The sequence below is a fragment of the Luteipulveratus halotolerans genome, from assembly GCF_001247745.1.
GTDB lineage: Bacteria > Actinomycetota > Actinomycetes > Actinomycetales > Dermatophilaceae > Luteipulveratus > Luteipulveratus halotolerans.
Genome location: NZ_LAIR01000002.1, coordinates 2,611,214 through 2,627,679 on the forward strand (window position 1 = coordinate 2,611,214; position 16,466 = coordinate 2,627,679).

Genomic DNA, 16,466 nt, shown 5'->3' on the forward strand with positions numbered 1-16,466 from the left:
CCGACCTGCGGAGGATCATGGTCGGAGCGGCTGCCGCGCCGTCGGCGGTGACCGCACCCGGCCGGACGGAGGGCGCCATGGAGGCCGAGTTCTCGGCATACCTCGATCGGGTACGCGCCCACCGCGCCGAGCTGCGCGACTCCGTCGCGGCGGTCGACGAGGCGCTCGCCTCCCCCATCGCCCGCGGCGGCGCCTGGCGCGAACGGGTGCGTGCTGCGCTCGCCGAGCTCGCCCACGACTTCCGCGACCACGTCGAGCTGACCGAGGGACCGGGCGGGATCTACGACCAGCTGTCGCGTGAGGCGCCTCGGCTGAGCGCGGCCGTCGACCGGCTGACCCGTGAGCACCGCACCTACGCCGACGCCGTCCAGGGCTACCTCACGGTGCTGGAGCACGGCGGGACGATCGCCGACCTGCCGGCCTTCCGCGAGGAGGTCACCACACTGATGGGACAGCTGGTCCGGCACCGGCAGAAAGGCGCCGACCTGGTCTACGAGGCGTACGACGTCGACCTCGGCGGATCGGGCTGAGCCACGACCTGCGCCCTGTGGCAGATTTGACGGCATGCCGCTCACGCCCACCACGGCCCAGCACCTCGACGCCCGACTCGCGAACGAGCAGGCGCAGCAACGACTTCCGTCGATCACCGCTTCCCTCCTGCGCGGCGGAGAGGTCGTGTGGTCGGGCGCTGCGGGCACGGTCGACGCCCGGGCCGACGGTGTGGCCGCCACGCCCGACACCCAGTACCGCATCGGCTCGATCACCAAGACGATGGTCGCTGTCGGCGTCATGCGACTGGTCGCCGACGGCCACGTGCGGCTGACCGACGCGATCCGCACCCACCTGCCCGAGCTCGACCCTGCGTTCGACGGGGTCAGCCTCACCGCGCTGCTGACCCAGTCGTCCGGCCTGTACGCCGAGACGCTCGGCCCGTGGTGGGAGCGCTCCCCCGGAGTCGGCTGGGCCGACCTCCTGCCCTCGATCCGGCTCGCGCACGACCCCGGCCGCCGCTTCCACTACAGCAACGTCGGGTTCGCGGTGCTCGGACGGCTGCTCGAGGTCGTCCGTGACCGGCCGTGGTTCGACGTGCTCGCCGACGAGCTGTTCGCTCCCCTGTCGATGACCCGCACGTCGTACGACGCCGTGGCGCCGAGCGCTCCCGGTCTGGCCGTGCACCCGCTCACCGACCAGGTGCACGACGAGCCGTCGCAGGACACCGGCGCGATGGCGCCCGCGGGTCAGATCTGGTCGACGAGCGACGACCTGTGCCGCTGGGGCGCCTTCGTGCAGGGCGGCGACGACCGGGTGCTGCCCGACGACCTGCGCCGGGCGATGCACGTGCCGTCGGTCGTCGATGACACCCCGGGCCGGCCGTGGACCCGCGCCTACGGCCTCGGGCTCGACGTCGTCAACCGCGACGGCGTGCGCTACATCGGGCACGGCGGCTCGATGCCCGGGTTCCAGGCTGCGGTCCGCGTCGATACCCGGACCGGTGACGGCGTCGCCGTGCTCACCAACTCCACGACCGGGCCGGGCGGCGACCTGGTCGGTGACCTGCTCGACCTCGTGCAGCAGCACGACCCCCGTCCGGCCGCGGCGTGGCACACCGACCCCGCCTCGGCCGACGCTGCGCGGCTGGCCGGCCACTGGCACTGGGGTCCGCGCCGCTACGACCTGCGCACCACGCCCGGCGGCGGGCTCGAGCTCAGCCTGGCCGGCGGCTCGGGAGTCTGGTCCCGCTTCGACGCCGCAGCCGACGGCACCTGGACCGGACGCGACGACTACTGGGCCGGCGAGACCCTGCGGCCCTTCGGCGACGGCGAGCGACCGGCGTACCTCGACCTCGGCTCGTTCCGCCTGACCCGCGACCCCTACGACCCCGACGCCGACATCCCGGGCGGGGTCGAGGACGTCGGCTGGCACTCCTGAGACGACAATGCTCGCGTGCACATCGACCACTGGCTGCTGACGATCCCGCCGATCGCGGTCTCCCTGCTGGCGGGCGGGTTCGTCGGCGTCGAGAGCCTCGGCATCCCGCTGCCCGGCGAGGTCGTCCTCGTCGCCGCGGCCGTGCTCTCCAGCCGGCACGAGCTCGACGTCAGCCCGCACGGCGTCGCGCTCGCTGCCGTGGTCGGCGCGGTGGTCGGCGACTCGATCGGCTACGGCATCGGACGGCGCTACGGCGAGCGGCTGTTCGCGGTGCTCGGCCGCCGGTTCCCTGACCACGTCGACGACGACGTGCTGGCGTACGCGCGCCACGTCTTCGGCCGCTACGGCATGGTCGCGGTGTTCTTCGGGCGGTTCGTGGCGCTGCTGCGGATCTTCGCGGGCCCGCTGTCGGGGTCGCTGCACATGCACTACCCGCGGTTCCTGGTCGCCAACGTGTGCGGCGCGATCGCCTGGGCGGGCGGCACGACCTACCTCGTGTACTACCTCGGCACGGCCGCCGAGTCCTGGCTCAAGGGCTTCTCGTTCGTGGGCCTCGCCGTCGCGCTCGCGCTGGGCGTCGCGATCTCGACGGTGCTGCGCCACCGGCTGCAGCGCAACGTCGAGGCGTACGCCGCGCGCCGTCGCGCGGGCGAGGTCGCCTGAGGCGTCAGTTCCAGGCTGCTGCGACGACGACGTTGAGGACGGCCAGCCACCCGGCCGCGCTCGCGAGACCGGGCTCGGCGCGACCGCGCTTGCCCCGCGCGGCCGAGATCTCGGCGAACGCCACGACCGCGAGCGCGATCAGCAGCTTGAGGCCGATCTTGGCGTGGTCGGGGTCCTTGTCGAGCGAGTCGACGCCCTCGGCGAGCCCGACCAGGACGAGCCCGGTGACGATCTGCAGCCGAGCGCCCCAGAGCATCGGTGCGGTGACTCGCGGCTCCTTCACGACCGCGAACCACCCACCCACCAGGGCGGCCATCCCGAGCAGGTGAGCGATCACGACGACGTCGTACACCAGGTCCATGGTCGGTGAGCCTAGCCAGTGCGATCACGCGCAGGGATGAACTCCCGGCACACCCGGTCGTTCGATCCCGCGCGCGTCGAGGATCTGCTCCAGCAGCGTCGGCCGCGCGGGCATCAGGCCGTCGGCGCAGGTGTCGATCATCCGGTTGTACGTCGCCTCGTCGTCGGGCGCGGTGCCGCTGAACCACACGTGCACGGCGTAGCCGTCGGCGTGCGCCTTGGCGACGAACTCCTGTGTGACCACAGGGAATCCGGCGTAGGTGACCGGCACCTGGAGCGCCACGGTGCCCTCGATCGGGCGCACGCCGGCGAGGACGTACTGCAGCAGGCCGTTCATCCCCGGCGCGAGGGGCACCTGCGGCGCGCGCTCGTGGAAGTCGGCGATGGCCGCGTCGTTGAACGACGTGACGATCACGTCGGTGCGCCCGGACCGGTCGAGCAGGTCGGCGAGCAGGCGGCCCGTACGCAGGAACGACGCGGTGTCGGCGTCGGACGTGCCCTTGATCTCGATGTTGATCGGCGTCGTCGGGAACGCCTTCAGCACCTCGCGCAACGTCGGCACGGTGAAGTCCTGGGGCTTGTAGCCCGGCACCTTCGGGTGGTTGTGGCGGGCACCGCGCAGGACGTACGCGTCGTCGGGCAGCCCGTGCACGGCGCTGCGCCCCGGGACGAACCAGTACGCCGCGTCGAGGCTCTTGATCTCATCGAGCGTCTTGTCGACCACGCGGCCGGTGCCGTTGGTGGTCTCGTCGACCGTGGCGTTGTGCATGACGACCACCTGGCCGTCAGCGGTCGACTGCACGTCGAGCTCGAGCATGTCGGCGCCGAGGGCGGCAGCCCGGCGGAAGGCGTACATGGTGTTCATCGGCGCCTCGTCCTCACCACCGGAGTGCGCCATGTTCATGACCCGCTGCGCGAGCCACGGGTTGGGCGGCGTGGCGCCGGCCGTGGTGGTCGCCGACGCCGTGAGCACGAGGGCGAGGAGAGCGACCAGAAGGGTACGAGCGCGCATGGCCCGAGACTAGCTGTAACTGAGCATGAGGTTGGTGACGCCGGCTGGCAGTCGTGAGGCCGGCGGCTGATCGCCCGCGGCGGTGTGGGGGCGATGGTAGTTGTAGTGGACCTGCCACACCTGGAGCTGGTCGCGACGCTGCTGCTCGGACTCGTACGCGGCGGCGTAGAGGACCTCGTGGGTGTAGGTCTGCTGGTAGCGCTCGACCTTGCCGTTGTGCTTGGGCGTGAACGCCTTGATCCGCTGATGCTTGGCCGCGAAGGAGTGCACGGCCCGGGTGAACGCACTGGCGCGGTAGCAGGACCCGTTGTCAGTCACGATCCGGGTGAAGCGGGTGATGCCGTGCGCGGCGAAGAACACCCGGGCACGGAACAAGAACCCGATCGCGGTGACGGCCTTCTCGTCGTCGTGGGCTTCGGTGTAGGCCAGCCGGGAGAACCCGTCGAGGGCGGAGTGCAGGTAGGTGTACCCGGTGCGGGCGCCACGGGTCTTGGCCCGGTCGGCGGCCTTGGCCTGGGCCGACCCGCGACCGTGCACCCGCCACCCGCCGCCGTCGGGGATGCGCCCGACCTTCTTCACGTCCAGGTGGGTCATGTGCCCGGGGTACCGGGCAGTGATCTTTCCCGGCGCCCGCAACGGTTCCCCGTCAACGTCCAGGTGCCGCAGCCGGTTCAGTCCGTGCCGGACCAGGATCCGGCTGATCGTGCACACCGCGATCCTGACGCCCTGGGCGCTCAGCTCCAGATGGATCCGCCGCGCGGACCACTTGCGTTTGCGCAACGCGATGACCTGTTCCACCACCTGCGGCGGTGTGGCGGTCGGGGAACGGCGGGGCCGGCTGGTCCGGTCGTGCAACCCTTCGTCGCCGTGCTCACGCCACCGGGCGTACCACTTCGACAAGCACTGCCGCGAGACCGCGGCCTCCGCTGCGACGTGCGCGATCGGGCGGTGCTGGCACCGGCGCACCAGGCGACGACGTCCTTCGAACGACAGGGCGGCTTTACTGTGGGGCATAGGGCAGGTTCCTTCGGCTGACTCGACGTGATGAACGGCTTGACACCTTCATCCTGTCGCCGCAGGGACCTGCCCGCCCTTAGCTACCCGGCCGTGTCACCAACCTCATGCGCCGCAACAACTAGCCACCGAGAAGTGTCCGCGTGACTTCCATCACGCAACGTTGCCGCAGCAGTAACGTGACCGTTCAGTAGGCCCGACGACGTCCCGCGGGCCCCGTGACAAGGGAGAGACGAACATGGCTCATCCGACACCTTCCGGTGCCCCCAAGGCCGCCCCGAGCTCGGACCTCAACGCGCGGCAGGAGTTCGTGCTGTGGAGTGTCGCGTCGGTCGGCTTCCTCGCGATCCTCCTGGTGCTCAGCGCCGTGTTCCCTCCTGACGACTCTTCGCTGCCCGGCCCGGCCTGGCTGACCGCGCCGGTGCTCGGCTGGGTCCTCGGACTGATCGTGGCCGCGGTGATCCAGCCGCACCGGATCAAGGCCCCGTCGCTCGCGATCGTGGCCGCCGGCGTGATCCTCGTGGCCCTGTGCGCCGTGGTGTTCCAGGGCGACTGGGTCGCGTTCGGGCGCGGCGTCGCAGGGTTCGTGATCGGTCTGCTGAGCGGCGTCCTGATCTTCCGTGCGCTGCATGCGCAGCGCGCTGCCGACCGCGTCTGAGCGCGTCCGCCGCACGCACAAGCGCCCCACCCGATCACTCGGGTGGGGCGCTCGCGTTCGTGGCATGACGCCACGAGCAACGGGGCGCCGCAGCGCTCCGCGAACGTAGACCGCTTGTACCGACTACAGGAGGTCGTACGCCCTCAGCTCCGGCTCGGTCATCAACCGGGACCGGATCAAGAATCGTACGCCTTCGGGCGCCTCGAGACTGAATCCGCTGCCCCGTCCCTGGACCACGTCGACCGTGAGGTGGGTGTGCTTCCAGTACTCGTACTGCGACACCGACATCCAGAACGGGATGGGCTCGGCGACGCCCTCGACCACCAGGTCCTGCAGGTGCACGTCCGCGTCGCTGGTGATGAACTCGCCCGCCGCGAAGCACATCGGTGAGCTGCCGTCACAGCAGCCGCCCGACTGGTGGAACATCAGCGGTCCGTGCGTACCGGCGAGACGGCGCAGCAGGTCCGCCGCCTCGCCGGTGAGCTCGACCCGCGTGGGTGTGGTCATCGGCTCAGAAGAACCCGAGGGCGTCGGGCGAGTAGGACACCAGCAGGTTCTTGGTCTGCTGGTAGTGGTCGAGCATCATCTTGTGGTTCTCGCGGCCGATGCCCGACTGCTTGTACCCACCGAACGCGGCGTGCGCCGGGTACTGGTGGTAGCAGTTGGTCCACACTCGGCCGGCCTTGATGCCGCGGCCCATCCGGTACGCCCGGCCACCGTCGCGCGACCACACCCCGGCACCGAGCCCGTACAACGTGTCGTTGGCGGTCTTGAGGGCATCGGCCTCGTCGTTGAACTGCGCGACCGAGACGACCGGTCCGAAGATCTCCTCCTGGAAGATGCGCATCGAGTTGTCGCCCTCGAAGACGGTGGGCTGCACGTAGTAGCCACCCGCGAGGTCGCCCTCGAGCGTGGCCTGCTCGCCGCCGGTGAGGACCTTGGCGCCCTCCTGCTTGCCGATGTCGAGGTAGGACTTGATCTTCTCCAGCTGGTCGTTGCTGGCCTGGGCGCCCATCGTGGTCTCGGTGTCGAGCGGGTTGCCCATCTTGATCTTCTCGACGCGGGCGACGGCGTCCTTCATGAAGTCGCTGTAGATGCTGCTCTGGACGAGCGCGCGCGACGGGCAGGTGCAGACCTCGCCCTGGTTGAGCGCGAACATCGCAAAGCCTTCGAGCGACTTGTCGTAGAACGCGTCCCGCTCGGCAGCGACGTCGTCGAAGAAGATGTTCGGCGACTTGCCACCGAGCTCCAGCGTGACCGGGATGAGGTTCTGGCTGGCGTACTGCATGATCAGCCGCCCGGTCGTGGTCTCACCGGTGAACGCCACCTTCGCGATGCGCTTGTTGGACGCCAGCGGCTTGCCCGCCTCGGCCCCGAAACCGTTGACCACGTTGAGGACTCCGGCCGGCAGCAGGTCGCCGATGAGCTCGACCAGCTTCAGGATCGACCACGGCGTCTGCTCGGCCGGCTTGAGGACGACGGCGTTGCCGGCGGCCAGGGCGGGCGCGAGCTTCCAGGTCGCCATGAGCAGCGGGAAGTTCCACGGGATGATCTGGCCGACCACGCCCAGCGGCTCGTGGAAGTGGTAGGCGATGGTGTTCTCGTCGATCTCGGAGATGCCGCCCTCCTGCGCCCGCAGCGTGCCGGCGAAGTAGCGGAAGTGATCAACGGCCAGCGGAAGGTCGGCCGCGAGGGTCTCGCGCACGGCCTTGCCGTTGTCCCACGACTCGATGACCGCGAGATCCTCGAGGTTGGCCTCGATCGTGTCCGCGATCTTGAGCAGGACGTTGGCGCGGTCGGTCGTGCTCGTACGACCCCACGCGTCGGCGGCGTTGTGCGCAGCGTCGAGCGCCGCCTCGATGTCCTCCTCGGTGCCTCGGCCGACCTGGGTGAAGACCTCACCCGTCTGCGGCGCGTAGTTCTCGAAGTAGCCGCCCTTCTTCGGGTCGACGAACTCGCCACCGATGAAGTGGCCGTACTTCTCCTCGACCTTGATCTTGGACCCGGACGTACCGGGCCGCTCGTAGACCGTCATGGCATTTCTCCCATCACCGTTGTGTGCTTCCTTGTGACGCTAGTCACGCTGACGTTGCATGCAGGTTGCGCGCTGAGGCGCCCGCACCAAGGGTCTGCACGAACCCCTCGGGCAGCAGGACGTCGTCCCGTACGAGGTCGTGCACGCTCGCGCGGCCGAGGCCCATGAGCGTGGCGTCGATACCGCCGCGCAGGACGTCGAGGACGTTCTCGACGCCGGCCTGTCCGCCCGCGCCGAGACCCCACAGATAGGCCCGGCCGATGAGCACAGCGCGGGCCCCGAGGGCGAGTGCCTTCACGACGTCACTGCCCCGGCGTACGCCGCCGTCCATCAGCACCTCGACCTGGTCGCCGACCGCGTCCGCGACTGCGGGCAGGCAGCGGATCGCCGCGGGCGTGCTGTCGAGGTTGTTGCCGCCGTGGTTGGAGACCGAGATCGCCGAGACGCCGGCGTCGACCGCCCGCTTGGCGTCGTCCACGCGGGTCACCCCCTTGAGGACGAACGTGCCGCCCCACTGCTCGCGCATCCAGGCGATGTCGTCCCACGTGGGCGGCGGGGTCTGCATCCACTGGAAGTACGCGTCGAAGAACCCGGGCGCCGGCTCGTCGCCCTCGACCAGATTGGGCGCGAGCAGGCCCGGCGGGCGGCCGGTGCGCGCGTACTCCAGCAACCAGCTCGGGCGGCGCAAGCCCTCCGGGGCCCGGCGCAGGATCGTCTTGAGGTCCATCTTCTGCGGGATCGCCGGGCTGCCCCAGTCGCGACCGTTGGAGAAGGACCAGTCGGTGGTGGCGATCAGGCCGACGGCTCCCGCGGCACGCGCACGCTCCATTCGCCGGGCCATCGAGTCGCGGTCGCCCATCCAGTACATCTGGAACAGCGTCTGCGGGTTGGCGGCCACGACCTCCTCGACCGGCTTGCTCGCGAACGACGACAGGCCCATCGCCACTCCGCGTGCGGCGGCGGCCCTCGCGACGGCGACCTCACCGTCGGGGTGAACGGCCTGGACGCCGGTCGGCGAGATGATCACCGGCATCGAGACGTCCTGCCCGAGGACCCGGGTCGCGAGATCTCGCTCGGCGGGCTGGCCGACGACGTGCGGAGCGAGGCCGATGTCACCGAACGAGGACATGTTGGCCTGGTAGGTCACGCCCTTCTCGGTGCCGGCGAGGAGCGCCTTGTAGACCGACGGGGGCAGACGACGGCGCGCTCGCTCCTGGGCGATCGCAACGGTCTCGAACCACTTGTGCTCGGACATCAGAGTTTCCTTTCGTGGAGGCTCGGGAGCAGAGCGCGTGCCGAGCGGGCGCGCCAGGCACCCGCCCACAGGCCCCAGCCGTAGGCCAGGTCGTCGAGGCGGTGCGCGACGGCGTAACGCGCGAGGTCGAGGTCCGGACGGACCCGGCGGTGATCGGCGACGGCCTCGGCGACCGCTGCCACGACGACCGCCCGGCGCGCACGCTGCGAGACGAGGGCGGCAGCCACGGCCGCCGGCCAGTGGTGACGAGTCAGGGACGAGGCCGTCTGCCAGAGCGCACCCGCGCCGGTCATCGCGGTGAGTGCCGCGGCCGTGCGGACGGGGTGGTCGACCGACCGCAGCCGGTACGCCGACCGCGTGCCCCCCGCGGCGAGTGCGGTCACCGCGACGGGCGCCGACCATGGACGCTGGGCGAGGACCGCAGCTACCGCGAGTGCGGACGACGCACTCAGTCGCATCGGAGCGACGAGGTCGCCGTGCCGCTCGGCCAGCAGCTGAGCACCGCTGCCGTAGAACACTTTTCGGTTCATCCAGTCGCGAACGTCGATGCGGTGCTCGTGGCGGACGACCGCCTCGGGTGCGTAGCGCACCTCGTGTCCTGCTGAGGTGAGGCGCCAGATGAGGTCGACGTCCTCGGCCACCTGCATCGACCCGTCGAACCCGTCGCCGAGCGCGGCGCGGCGTACGAGCAGGGCAGCGCTCGGGAGATAGGAGACGCGTGTCCCCGGCGCCACTCGGGCGGGCCGGGGGCCGAGGTCCAGCGAGGACCGCGCTGCTTCGTACCGCGCGATCCAGCCGGTGGGGCGCTGCTCGATGGACAGCACGCGCGGTCCGACAACGGCGACCGCGGGGTCGTCCAGGTGACGTCGGAGCGTGGTCAGCGTGCCGGGCTCGAGCAGGACGTCGGAGTCGATGAGAGCGACCAGTCCGGTTGTAGCAGAACGGATTCCGGCGTTGCGCGCCTCCGCGGGACCGCGCGACCGGTCGTGCCGGAGCAGGCCGGCGCCGTGCTCGGCGGCCACCGCTGCGACCGATGACGGGTCGGTCGAGCCGTCGTCGACGACCATCACCGGTACGCTGGCCGGCACGGTCGCGAGCAGGCGGTCCAGCTGGCGCGGCCGGTCACGCACCGGCACGACCACGGTGAGGTCCGACAGGTCGCGACGGGACGAGTCGTCCGACCACGCTGGGTCGGCAAGACCGCGCACCAGCAGCGCGCGGGCCAGCGTGGCCGAGGTCGCATCGCTGACGACCAGCGCGCGACCGCGGAGTCGTTCGACCGCGTGCGGACGCAGCCGCAGCACGACTCCGCTGGAGGTGCCGAGGAGCAGACGTCCACCGTCACACACCTTGGTGTCATCGGACAGCTCAACCCGAAACCCCTGCGGCAGAGCCGGTTTCGCGAGTCGATGGGGCGTCAGCACAGTCACTCCGCGAACCCTCCGTCGGCGCTCAGCACCGAGCCGTGCACGACCGGTCCTGCCGTGCACGCGGTCTCGACGAGACGGGCGACCTCATCCGGATCCAACGGGGCACCGGTCGTCTGGGTACGAGCGAGCTGCGTGCTGTCGTCGAGCCCGTAGAGGGCGGCGGTCGCGTCGAGCATCGCGGTGGCCGTGGAGCCGGGTGAGACACCGGCGACGGTCACTCCCCTGCCGTGCAGGTCGGCCGCAAGACCACGCACGAGCCCGACCACGGCGTGCTTGACCGCGCAGTAGGCCGACAGGTGCCACAGGCCACGGTGGCCGGCAGTCGACGCGATCGCCACGAACGACGGCTGTCCTCCGGCGTCGGCTGTGGCGAGCAGGGTCGGCGTTGTCGCCACCGCCGTGTTCCACACCCCGACGAGGTCGACATCCCACAGTCGTTGGAGCACAGCGGGTTTCGTCGACCAGAGGTCATCGCCGCCATCGACCACGGCCGCTGCTGCGACGACGGCCGTGAGGGGGCCGAGGTCGTTCGCGAGGCGCACGGCGTCGGCCAGCGCGTCCGGGTCACGCACATCGGCGACGACGCCGGTCACGCGGTCCGTGCTGTCAGCCAGCGCGTCGAGGTCGGCCTTGGTGGCGAGGTCGTATGCCACGTCCGCCTCGGAGCCCTCGCACGAGTCGATCGCGACGACCACGAAGCCGGAGGCGACCAGCCGGCGTACGACGGCGGCGCCGATGCCGCGCGCGGCGCCCGTCACGAGTGCGACCTGGACGGTCATGAAGCCGTCACCCCGCTCGGCGCTGCGAGCATCCCGTGCTCACCGACCTCGAGCAGTCGCAGCCGCGCGACCACGTCGTCGACCACGCGAGCCAGCACGTGCCCGCCCTCCGCCGCGGTCGCGCCCGCGGGGTCACCGAGGACACCGTTGGGCGAGACCTCGTGCACTCCCCCGGCACGCAGCCGACCGAGCATGGTGCTCACGGGCGCCGTCGGACCCGCCTCGGCGAGGTCGAGGCGTACGGCGTCGGGCAGCAGGTGCAGCATCAGGCTGGTCTCGGTGCGACCCGCGTGGGCATCGCCGTCGGCGACGCCGGCCGCGACCCACGCGACCGCGCGACCCTCGAAGCGCAGCCGCTCCACCGCTCGTGCCAGCGGGACGGCGTTGCCGCCGTGCGCGTTGACGAGCACCACGCCACGCGCCCATCGGCATGCCGAGCGCCCGAGCTCGAGCACCACGGCGCCGAGCGCGTCCTGCCCGATCGACACCGTGCCCGCAAACCCCTCGTGCTCACCCGAGGCGCCGAACGCGATCGCGGGCGCGACCGTGACCGGGTGCTCGGGATCGTCGACCAGGGCGGCAGCGCGGGCTGCGACCGCCTGAGCGACGAGCGTGTCGGTGCCGAGCGGCAGGTGCGGGCCGTGCTGCTCGACCGACCCGACCGGCACGAGCACCAGAGGCGCCGCATCGGCGACCTGTGGTGAACGCTGCCAGGCCAGGACGGCCGGCGGGTGGGCGGCGACGTCCATCAGCGCGCCGTGAAACCCGCGAGCGGGTTCTCGTCGCACGCCCGGTCGGGCGGGCGGCGTCCGATGGTCACCGGCACGGGCTGGTTGCGGACCGGGCTCTTGTGCGAGTGGTCCTGCGACGGCGCCGGCAGGGTCGCGTCGGCCGGGATCACGCCGTTGCCCTTGACGCACTCCGGGTCAGGCCCGTCCAGTGGCATACCGGTGAAGAACTTCGCCGCCATGCAGCCGCCACGGCAGCTGTCGAACGCGGAGCACTGGGTGCACGCACCACCGGTCTGCGGCGTACGCAGCTGCGTGAACAGCTCCGACTCGCGCCAGACGGCACCGAACCCGGCCTCGCGGATATTGCCCGCAAGGAAGTTGTCGTGGATCGCGAACGGGCACGCGTAGACGTCGCCGACCGGGTCGACGAGGCAGACGACGCGACCGGCGCCGCACAGGTTGAGCCCGGGCAACGCCTCGCCGTACGCCGACAGGTGGAAGAACGAGTCACCGGTCAGGACGTCCTCGCCGTGCGCCATCAACCAGTCGTAGAGCTCGCGCTGCTGCTCGGGCAGCGGGTGCAGGTCGCCCCAGCTGTCCGCGCCACGACCCGCCGGACGCAGTCGTGTCAGCCGCAGCTGGGCGCCGAATCGGTCTGCGATTGCTTTGAACTCGTCGAGCTGGCCGATGTTGTGGCGCGTGCATACGACCGAGATCTTGATGTCCTTCATACCCGCTGCCTGCAGGTTGCCGAGCGCCTCCAAGGCCTTGTCGTACGTGCCGCGACCGCGGACGGCATCGTTGACCTCTGCCGTCGCGCCGTCGAGCGAGATCTGGACGTCGACGTAGTCGGTCGCCGCAAGCCGGCGCGCCCGCTCGGGCGTGATCCGAAATCCGTTGGTGGAGAACTTGACTCCCACGTCGTGCGCGACGGCGTAGTCGACGATCTCCCAGAAGTCCGGACGCACGGTCGGCTCACCACCGCCGATGTTGACGTAGAAGATCTGCATCCGCTGGAACTCGTCGATGAGGTCCTTGCACTCCTGCGTCGTCAGCTCACGCGGGTCGCGCCGACCCGACGAGGACAGGCAGTGCACGCAGGCGAGGTTGCACGCGTACGTCAGCTCCCAGGTCAGGCAGATCGGGGCCTGCAGCCCCTCCTCGAACCGGTCGACCAGACGGCCGGTGCGGGGACGTTCCTGTACGACGGTCATGCCGCTGCTCCTGTCCTTGTCAGCATCCCCGTCGCGGCCAGCGAACGGAGCGCCTCCACGTAGCGGTCCCATTCCCTCTCCTGCACGCCGGCCGCGCTCAACGCGTGGGCGACGTCGCCGGAGTCGGCCAGCCGGCGTACGACGTCGACCAGCTCGGTCGACTTCAGGAAGGTGAGACGTCGGGTCGTGAAGTCGTAGGCGAGAGCGCCGAACGGCTCGGGACGTAGCGCCACCGAGCCGTTCAGCGCCCAGGTCTCGTGCAGCATCAGTAGACGCCGCACATGCCGTCGATCGAGACGTCCTCGACCAGGCTGTCCTCGAGGACCTCGACCTCGGTCGACTCCTCGGGGGCGGTGTCCTCGTTGTGCTCCGGCATGGCTCTCTCCTCGCCGTCGGTGGGGCTGGTGTGACTCACGCTAGGAAGCGCACGTGATCCACATCACCCTCCGCACGGTGGGTTCGCCCTGCCCGAACGGGCAGGTTCGGCGGCCTCGCCTCGGCGAGTTCGGTGGGGTCGGGAGCGGCGGCCGGTCGGCTGCTCGCGCGCTCCCTTTGAGGTGTCGTGAGCTCCAGCTCCCACTTCCTCAAAGGGTGCTCCGATGACAACGCCGCAACGGTTCAGGGGGCGACCTACCCGTTCGGCCAGGTCGCCCCGCGCCACCCGGCCAGGTGACCACCGCGAGACCGGCCAGTCTTTGCGTCCTGGACTGTGCCCCACATCACAGCGCGACCTAGCGTCCGAGTCGACATCGCAACCGACAAGGAGGTCGCCATGCAGGTTGACGAGCTGCTGAAGCCGTTCCCCATCAAGGAGTTCCACCCGTTCCCGCGTGCCCTGATGGGCCCCGGCGCGCACGAGATGATCGGCCCCGAGGCGCTGAAGATCGGGTTTCGCAAGACCCTCGTGATGACGTCGGGCCTGCGCGGCACCGACATCGTCCACAAGATCGTGGAGTCGATGAAGTATCACGGCCTGGAGGTCGTGGTCTACGACAAGGTCGAGTCCAACCCCAAGGACTACAACACGATGGACGCCGTCGCGCTCTACCAGGAGAACGAGTGCGACTCGTTCGTCTCCATCGGTGGCGGCTCGTCCCACGACGCATGCAAGGGCGCGCGCATCTCCGTCGCGCACGACGGCCGCAACGTCAATGAGTTCGAGGGCTTCAACAAGTCGGAGAACCCGAAGAACCCGCCCCACATCGCCGTATCCACCACTGCTGGAACGGGATCCGAGACCTCATGGGCGTACGTCATCACCGACACCACCACCGATCCTGACAACCCGCACAAGTACGTCGCGTTCGACGACGCCTCCGTCACGACGCTCGCGATCGACGACCCCGTGCTGTACTACGACTGCCCGACGGACTACACCGCCCAGTGCGGTTTCGACGTGCTCGCCCACGCGAGTGAGCCCTACGTCTCGCGCCTCAACTTCCAGCCGTCGCTCGGCAACGCGCTGCACGCCATCAAGCTGACCAGCGAGCACCTGCGTCAGGCGACCTGGAACGGTCAGGACCTCGCCGGCCGCGAGGGGATGATGTACGCGCAGTACATCGCCGCGCAGGCGTTCAACTCCGGCGGTCTCGGCATCATCCACTCCATCTCGCACGCCGTCAGCGCGTTCTACGACACCCACCACGGGCTCAACAACGCGATCGCGCTGCCCCGTGTCTGGGCGTTCAACATGGCCGCCAACTACGAGCGATTCGCCGACATCGCCGAGGCCATGGGCATCGACACCCACGGCATGACCAAGGCTCAGGCCGCCGACGCCGCCCTCGCCGCCGCGATCCGGCTGCTGCGCGACGTGGGCATCCCGGAGAAGTTCACCGACGTCACCCAGGACAGCTACTCCAAGAACCGCCTCGGCCAGGGCCCGACGAAGTACTACGAGAACGCGTCCAAGATCGTCGGCGACGCCAAGGACGTCGAGCGCATCACCAACCACGTGCTCGGTGACGCGTGCACGCCCGGCAACGCCCGCGAGTGCACGTTCGAGACGGTCTCGCCCGTCGTCGACCACTGCATGAACGGCGACCTGGACGACCTGCTCACCTGACAGGTCCCAGACCCGGCGTACGCCGACTGAGCCACGAGCCGGCCGGCGTACGCCGCCCCCACCTTTCCGCTGCCGCCCGCGCCCCCGAAGGAGCCACCCGTGAGTGAACTCGCCTGTTCGGACGCCGCCGTCCTCGACGCCGTCGACGCTCCGACCACACCCGACTTCGCCGACGTGCAGGACGCACGGACCCGGCTCGCAGAAGGTGGTTACCTCGCCGACGACCGGCTCGCCACCACGGTGTTCCTGCAGAGCCGGCTCGGCAAGCCCCTGCTGCTCGAAGGACCGGCCGGTGTCGGCAAGACCCAGCTGGCGGCCTCGCTCGCCGAGGTCACCGGCCGACGACTGCTGCGCCTGCAGTGCTACGAAGGTCAGGACGAGAGCAAGGCGCTGTACGAGTGGGACTACGGCAAGCAGCTGCTCTACACCCAGATCCTGCGCGAGAAGATCGGCCAGGTCGTCGAGGACACCGCCACCCTGGAGGAGGCGGTCGACCGGATCGCCGCACAGGACAGCGTGTTCTTCTCCTCGCGCTTCCTCGCCCACCGCCCGCTGCTGGAGGCGCTGGTCTCCGAGGAGCCCGTCGTGCTGCTCGTCGACGAGATCGACCGCGCCGACGAAGCCCTGGAGGCGGTGCTGCTCGAGCTGCTCGCGGAGTTCCAGATCTCCATCCCCGAGATCGGCACGGTGACGGCGAACCACCAACCGCTGGTCATCCTGACCTCCAACAACACCCGCGACCTGTCGGCCGCGCTCAAACGCCGCTGCCTGCACCTGTTCCTGGAGTATCCCGACGCCCAGCGCGAGCTGGACATCATCCGCTCCAAGGACACCGGCCTGCCCGACGCGCTCGCCGCTCAGCTGGTCGAGGTCGTCCGCGGGCTGCGCGAGCTCGACCTGCGCAAGTCGCCGAGCATCTCCGAGACGATCGACTGGGCACGCACGCTGTCGGTGCTCGGCGCCTCCGAGCTGACCGCCCAGCTGCTGTCGGACACCCTCAACGTCGTCGTGAAGTACGAGCGCGACCTTGCCACCGCGGGTCGGTCACTCCCCCGTCTGGTCGACCCCAACGCCGATGTGCCCGACCATCTGCACGGGCACGGCCACGGGCACTCGCACGGCAACCACTCACACAGCCACGTGGGCGAGGACCACGCGCACGACGACGGACCGGACGGAGCTGCCGTCCGACGATCCAAGGACGAACCCGGTCGGCACGACGACAACTACTACGGCGCACCGGGATCCACGCTTCGGACGCGGACTCCGGACCCCTCGTCCTCGACCGCCCGCAGCGCCCGCAAGCGGAAGCTGTGACGTC

Annotated in this window: 18 protein-coding genes; 6 read left to right on the forward strand and 12 right to left on the reverse strand. The window is 70.2% G+C overall.

Annotated features, from left to right (window positions below):
• The first annotated feature begins 77 nt into the window (after positions 1-77).
• The 3 genes from VV01_RS13115 to VV01_RS13125 are packed head-to-tail and all read left to right on the forward strand — an operon-like array spanning position 78 to position 2,592.
• A complete protein-coding gene (locus tag VV01_RS13115; protein WP_157508833.1) occupies positions 78-530 on the forward strand; it encodes a hemerythrin domain-containing protein in 453 nt (150 codons plus the stop codon).
• 34 nt (positions 531-564) lie between these two features.
• Positions 565-1,929, forward strand: a complete 1,365-nt coding sequence (locus VV01_RS13120; protein ID WP_050670280.1) for a serine hydrolase domain-containing protein — start codon at positions 565-567, stop codon at positions 1,927-1,929.
• 15 nt (positions 1,930-1,944) lie between these two features.
• Positions 1,945-2,592: a DedA family protein gene (locus tag VV01_RS13125; RefSeq protein ID WP_050670281.1), complete on the forward strand. Its 648-nt coding sequence runs from the start codon at positions 1,945-1,947 to the stop codon at positions 2,590-2,592.
• A gap of 4 nt (positions 2,593-2,596) precedes the next feature.
• On the opposite strand, the gene VV01_RS13130 is transcribed toward VV01_RS13125, so the two are convergent.
• Genes VV01_RS13130 through VV01_RS13140 form a run of 3 tightly spaced genes read right to left on the reverse strand, consistent with a single transcriptional unit; the run spans position 2,597 to position 4,978 of the window.
• Entirely contained in the window at positions 2,597-2,953 is a 357-nt protein-coding gene (locus VV01_RS13130; RefSeq protein WP_050670282.1) for a hypothetical protein, read from the reverse strand.
• Positions 2,954-2,977: 24 nt separating this feature from the next.
• Positions 2,978-3,964: a glycerophosphodiester phosphodiesterase gene (locus VV01_RS13135; protein WP_050670283.1), complete on the reverse strand. Its 987-nt coding sequence runs from the start codon at positions 3,962-3,964 to the stop codon at positions 2,978-2,980.
• A 9-nt stretch (positions 3,965-3,973) separates the two neighbouring features.
• The gene (locus VV01_RS13140; protein ID WP_050668343.1) at positions 3,974-4,978 is read right to left on the reverse strand and encodes an IS481 family transposase; all 1,005 of its coding nucleotides are present in this window, start codon (positions 4,976-4,978) and stop codon (positions 3,974-3,976) included.
• A gap of 238 nt (positions 4,979-5,216) precedes the next feature.
• Between VV01_RS13140 and VV01_RS13145 the strand changes: the two genes are divergently transcribed.
• Positions 5,217-5,636 carry a hypothetical protein gene (locus VV01_RS13145; protein WP_050670284.1) on the forward strand — a complete coding sequence of 140 codons (420 nt, stop codon included), beginning with the start codon at positions 5,217-5,219 and terminating at the stop codon, positions 5,634-5,636.
• 123 nt (positions 5,637-5,759) lie between these two features.
• Here the strand turns inward: VV01_RS13145 and VV01_RS13150 are convergent, their stop codons facing one another.
• Genes VV01_RS13150 through mftA form a run of 9 tightly spaced genes read right to left on the reverse strand, consistent with a single transcriptional unit; the run spans position 5,760 to position 13,495 of the window.
• The gene (locus tag VV01_RS13150; protein WP_050670285.1) at positions 5,760-6,143 is read right to left on the reverse strand and encodes a DUF779 domain-containing protein; all 384 of its coding nucleotides are present in this window, start codon (positions 6,141-6,143) and stop codon (positions 5,760-5,762) included.
• 4 nt (positions 6,144-6,147) lie between these two features.
• The gene (gene exaC, locus VV01_RS13155; RefSeq protein WP_050670286.1) at positions 6,148-7,671 is read right to left on the reverse strand and encodes an acetaldehyde dehydrogenase ExaC; all 1,524 of its coding nucleotides are present in this window, start codon (positions 7,669-7,671) and stop codon (positions 6,148-6,150) included.
• A gap of 43 nt (positions 7,672-7,714) precedes the next feature.
• On the reverse strand, positions 7,715-8,926 hold the full coding sequence (gene mftD / locus VV01_RS13160; RefSeq protein WP_050670287.1) for a pre-mycofactocin synthase MftD: 1,212 nt from the start codon (positions 8,924-8,926) through the stop codon (positions 7,715-7,717).
• Positions 8,926-10,356 (reverse strand): mycofactocin biosynthesis glycosyltransferase MftF, encoded by a 1,431-nt coding sequence (gene mftF / locus VV01_RS13165; RefSeq protein WP_197275039.1) that lies wholly within the window; start codon positions 10,354-10,356, stop codon positions 8,926-8,928. Before mftF ends, mftD begins: the two co-directional genes overlap by 1 nt.
• Positions 10,353-11,135 (reverse strand): mycofactocin-coupled SDR family oxidoreductase, encoded by a 783-nt coding sequence (locus VV01_RS13170; RefSeq protein WP_050670288.1) that lies wholly within the window; start codon positions 11,133-11,135, stop codon positions 10,353-10,355. Before VV01_RS13170 ends, mftF begins: the two co-directional genes overlap by 4 nt.
• On the reverse strand, positions 11,132-11,884 hold the full coding sequence (gene mftE, locus VV01_RS13175; RefSeq protein ID WP_050670289.1) for a mycofactocin biosynthesis peptidyl-dipeptidase MftE: 753 nt from the start codon (positions 11,882-11,884) through the stop codon (positions 11,132-11,134). Before mftE ends, VV01_RS13170 begins: the two co-directional genes overlap by 4 nt.
• A complete protein-coding gene (gene mftC / locus VV01_RS13180) occupies positions 11,884-13,080 on the reverse strand; it encodes a mycofactocin radical SAM maturase (protein WP_050670290.1) in 1,197 nt (398 codons plus the stop codon). The genes mftE and mftC overlap by 1 nt, the downstream gene beginning before the upstream one ends.
• Positions 13,077-13,346 carry a mycofactocin biosynthesis chaperone MftB gene (gene mftB, locus VV01_RS13185; RefSeq protein ID WP_050670291.1) on the reverse strand — a complete coding sequence of 90 codons (270 nt, stop codon included), beginning with the start codon at positions 13,344-13,346 and terminating at the stop codon, positions 13,077-13,079. Before mftB ends, mftC begins: the two co-directional genes overlap by 4 nt.
• A complete protein-coding gene (gene mftA, locus VV01_RS22370; protein ID WP_231635232.1) occupies positions 13,346-13,495 on the reverse strand; it encodes a mycofactocin precursor MftA in 150 nt (49 codons plus the stop codon). The genes mftB and mftA overlap by 1 nt, the downstream gene beginning before the upstream one ends.
• A 357-nt stretch (positions 13,496-13,852) precedes the next feature.
• Between mftA and mdo the strand changes: the two genes are divergently transcribed.
• The gene (mdo, locus tag VV01_RS13190; RefSeq protein ID WP_050670292.1) at positions 13,853-15,145 is read left to right on the forward strand and encodes an NDMA-dependent methanol dehydrogenase; all 1,293 of its coding nucleotides are present in this window, start codon (positions 13,853-13,855) and stop codon (positions 15,143-15,145) included.
• Between the two features lie 99 nt (positions 15,146-15,244).
• Positions 15,245-16,462, forward strand: a complete 1,218-nt coding sequence (locus VV01_RS13195; RefSeq protein ID WP_050670293.1) for an AAA family ATPase — start codon at positions 15,245-15,247, stop codon at positions 16,460-16,462.
• The last annotated feature ends 4 nt before the right edge of the window (positions 16,463-16,466 follow it).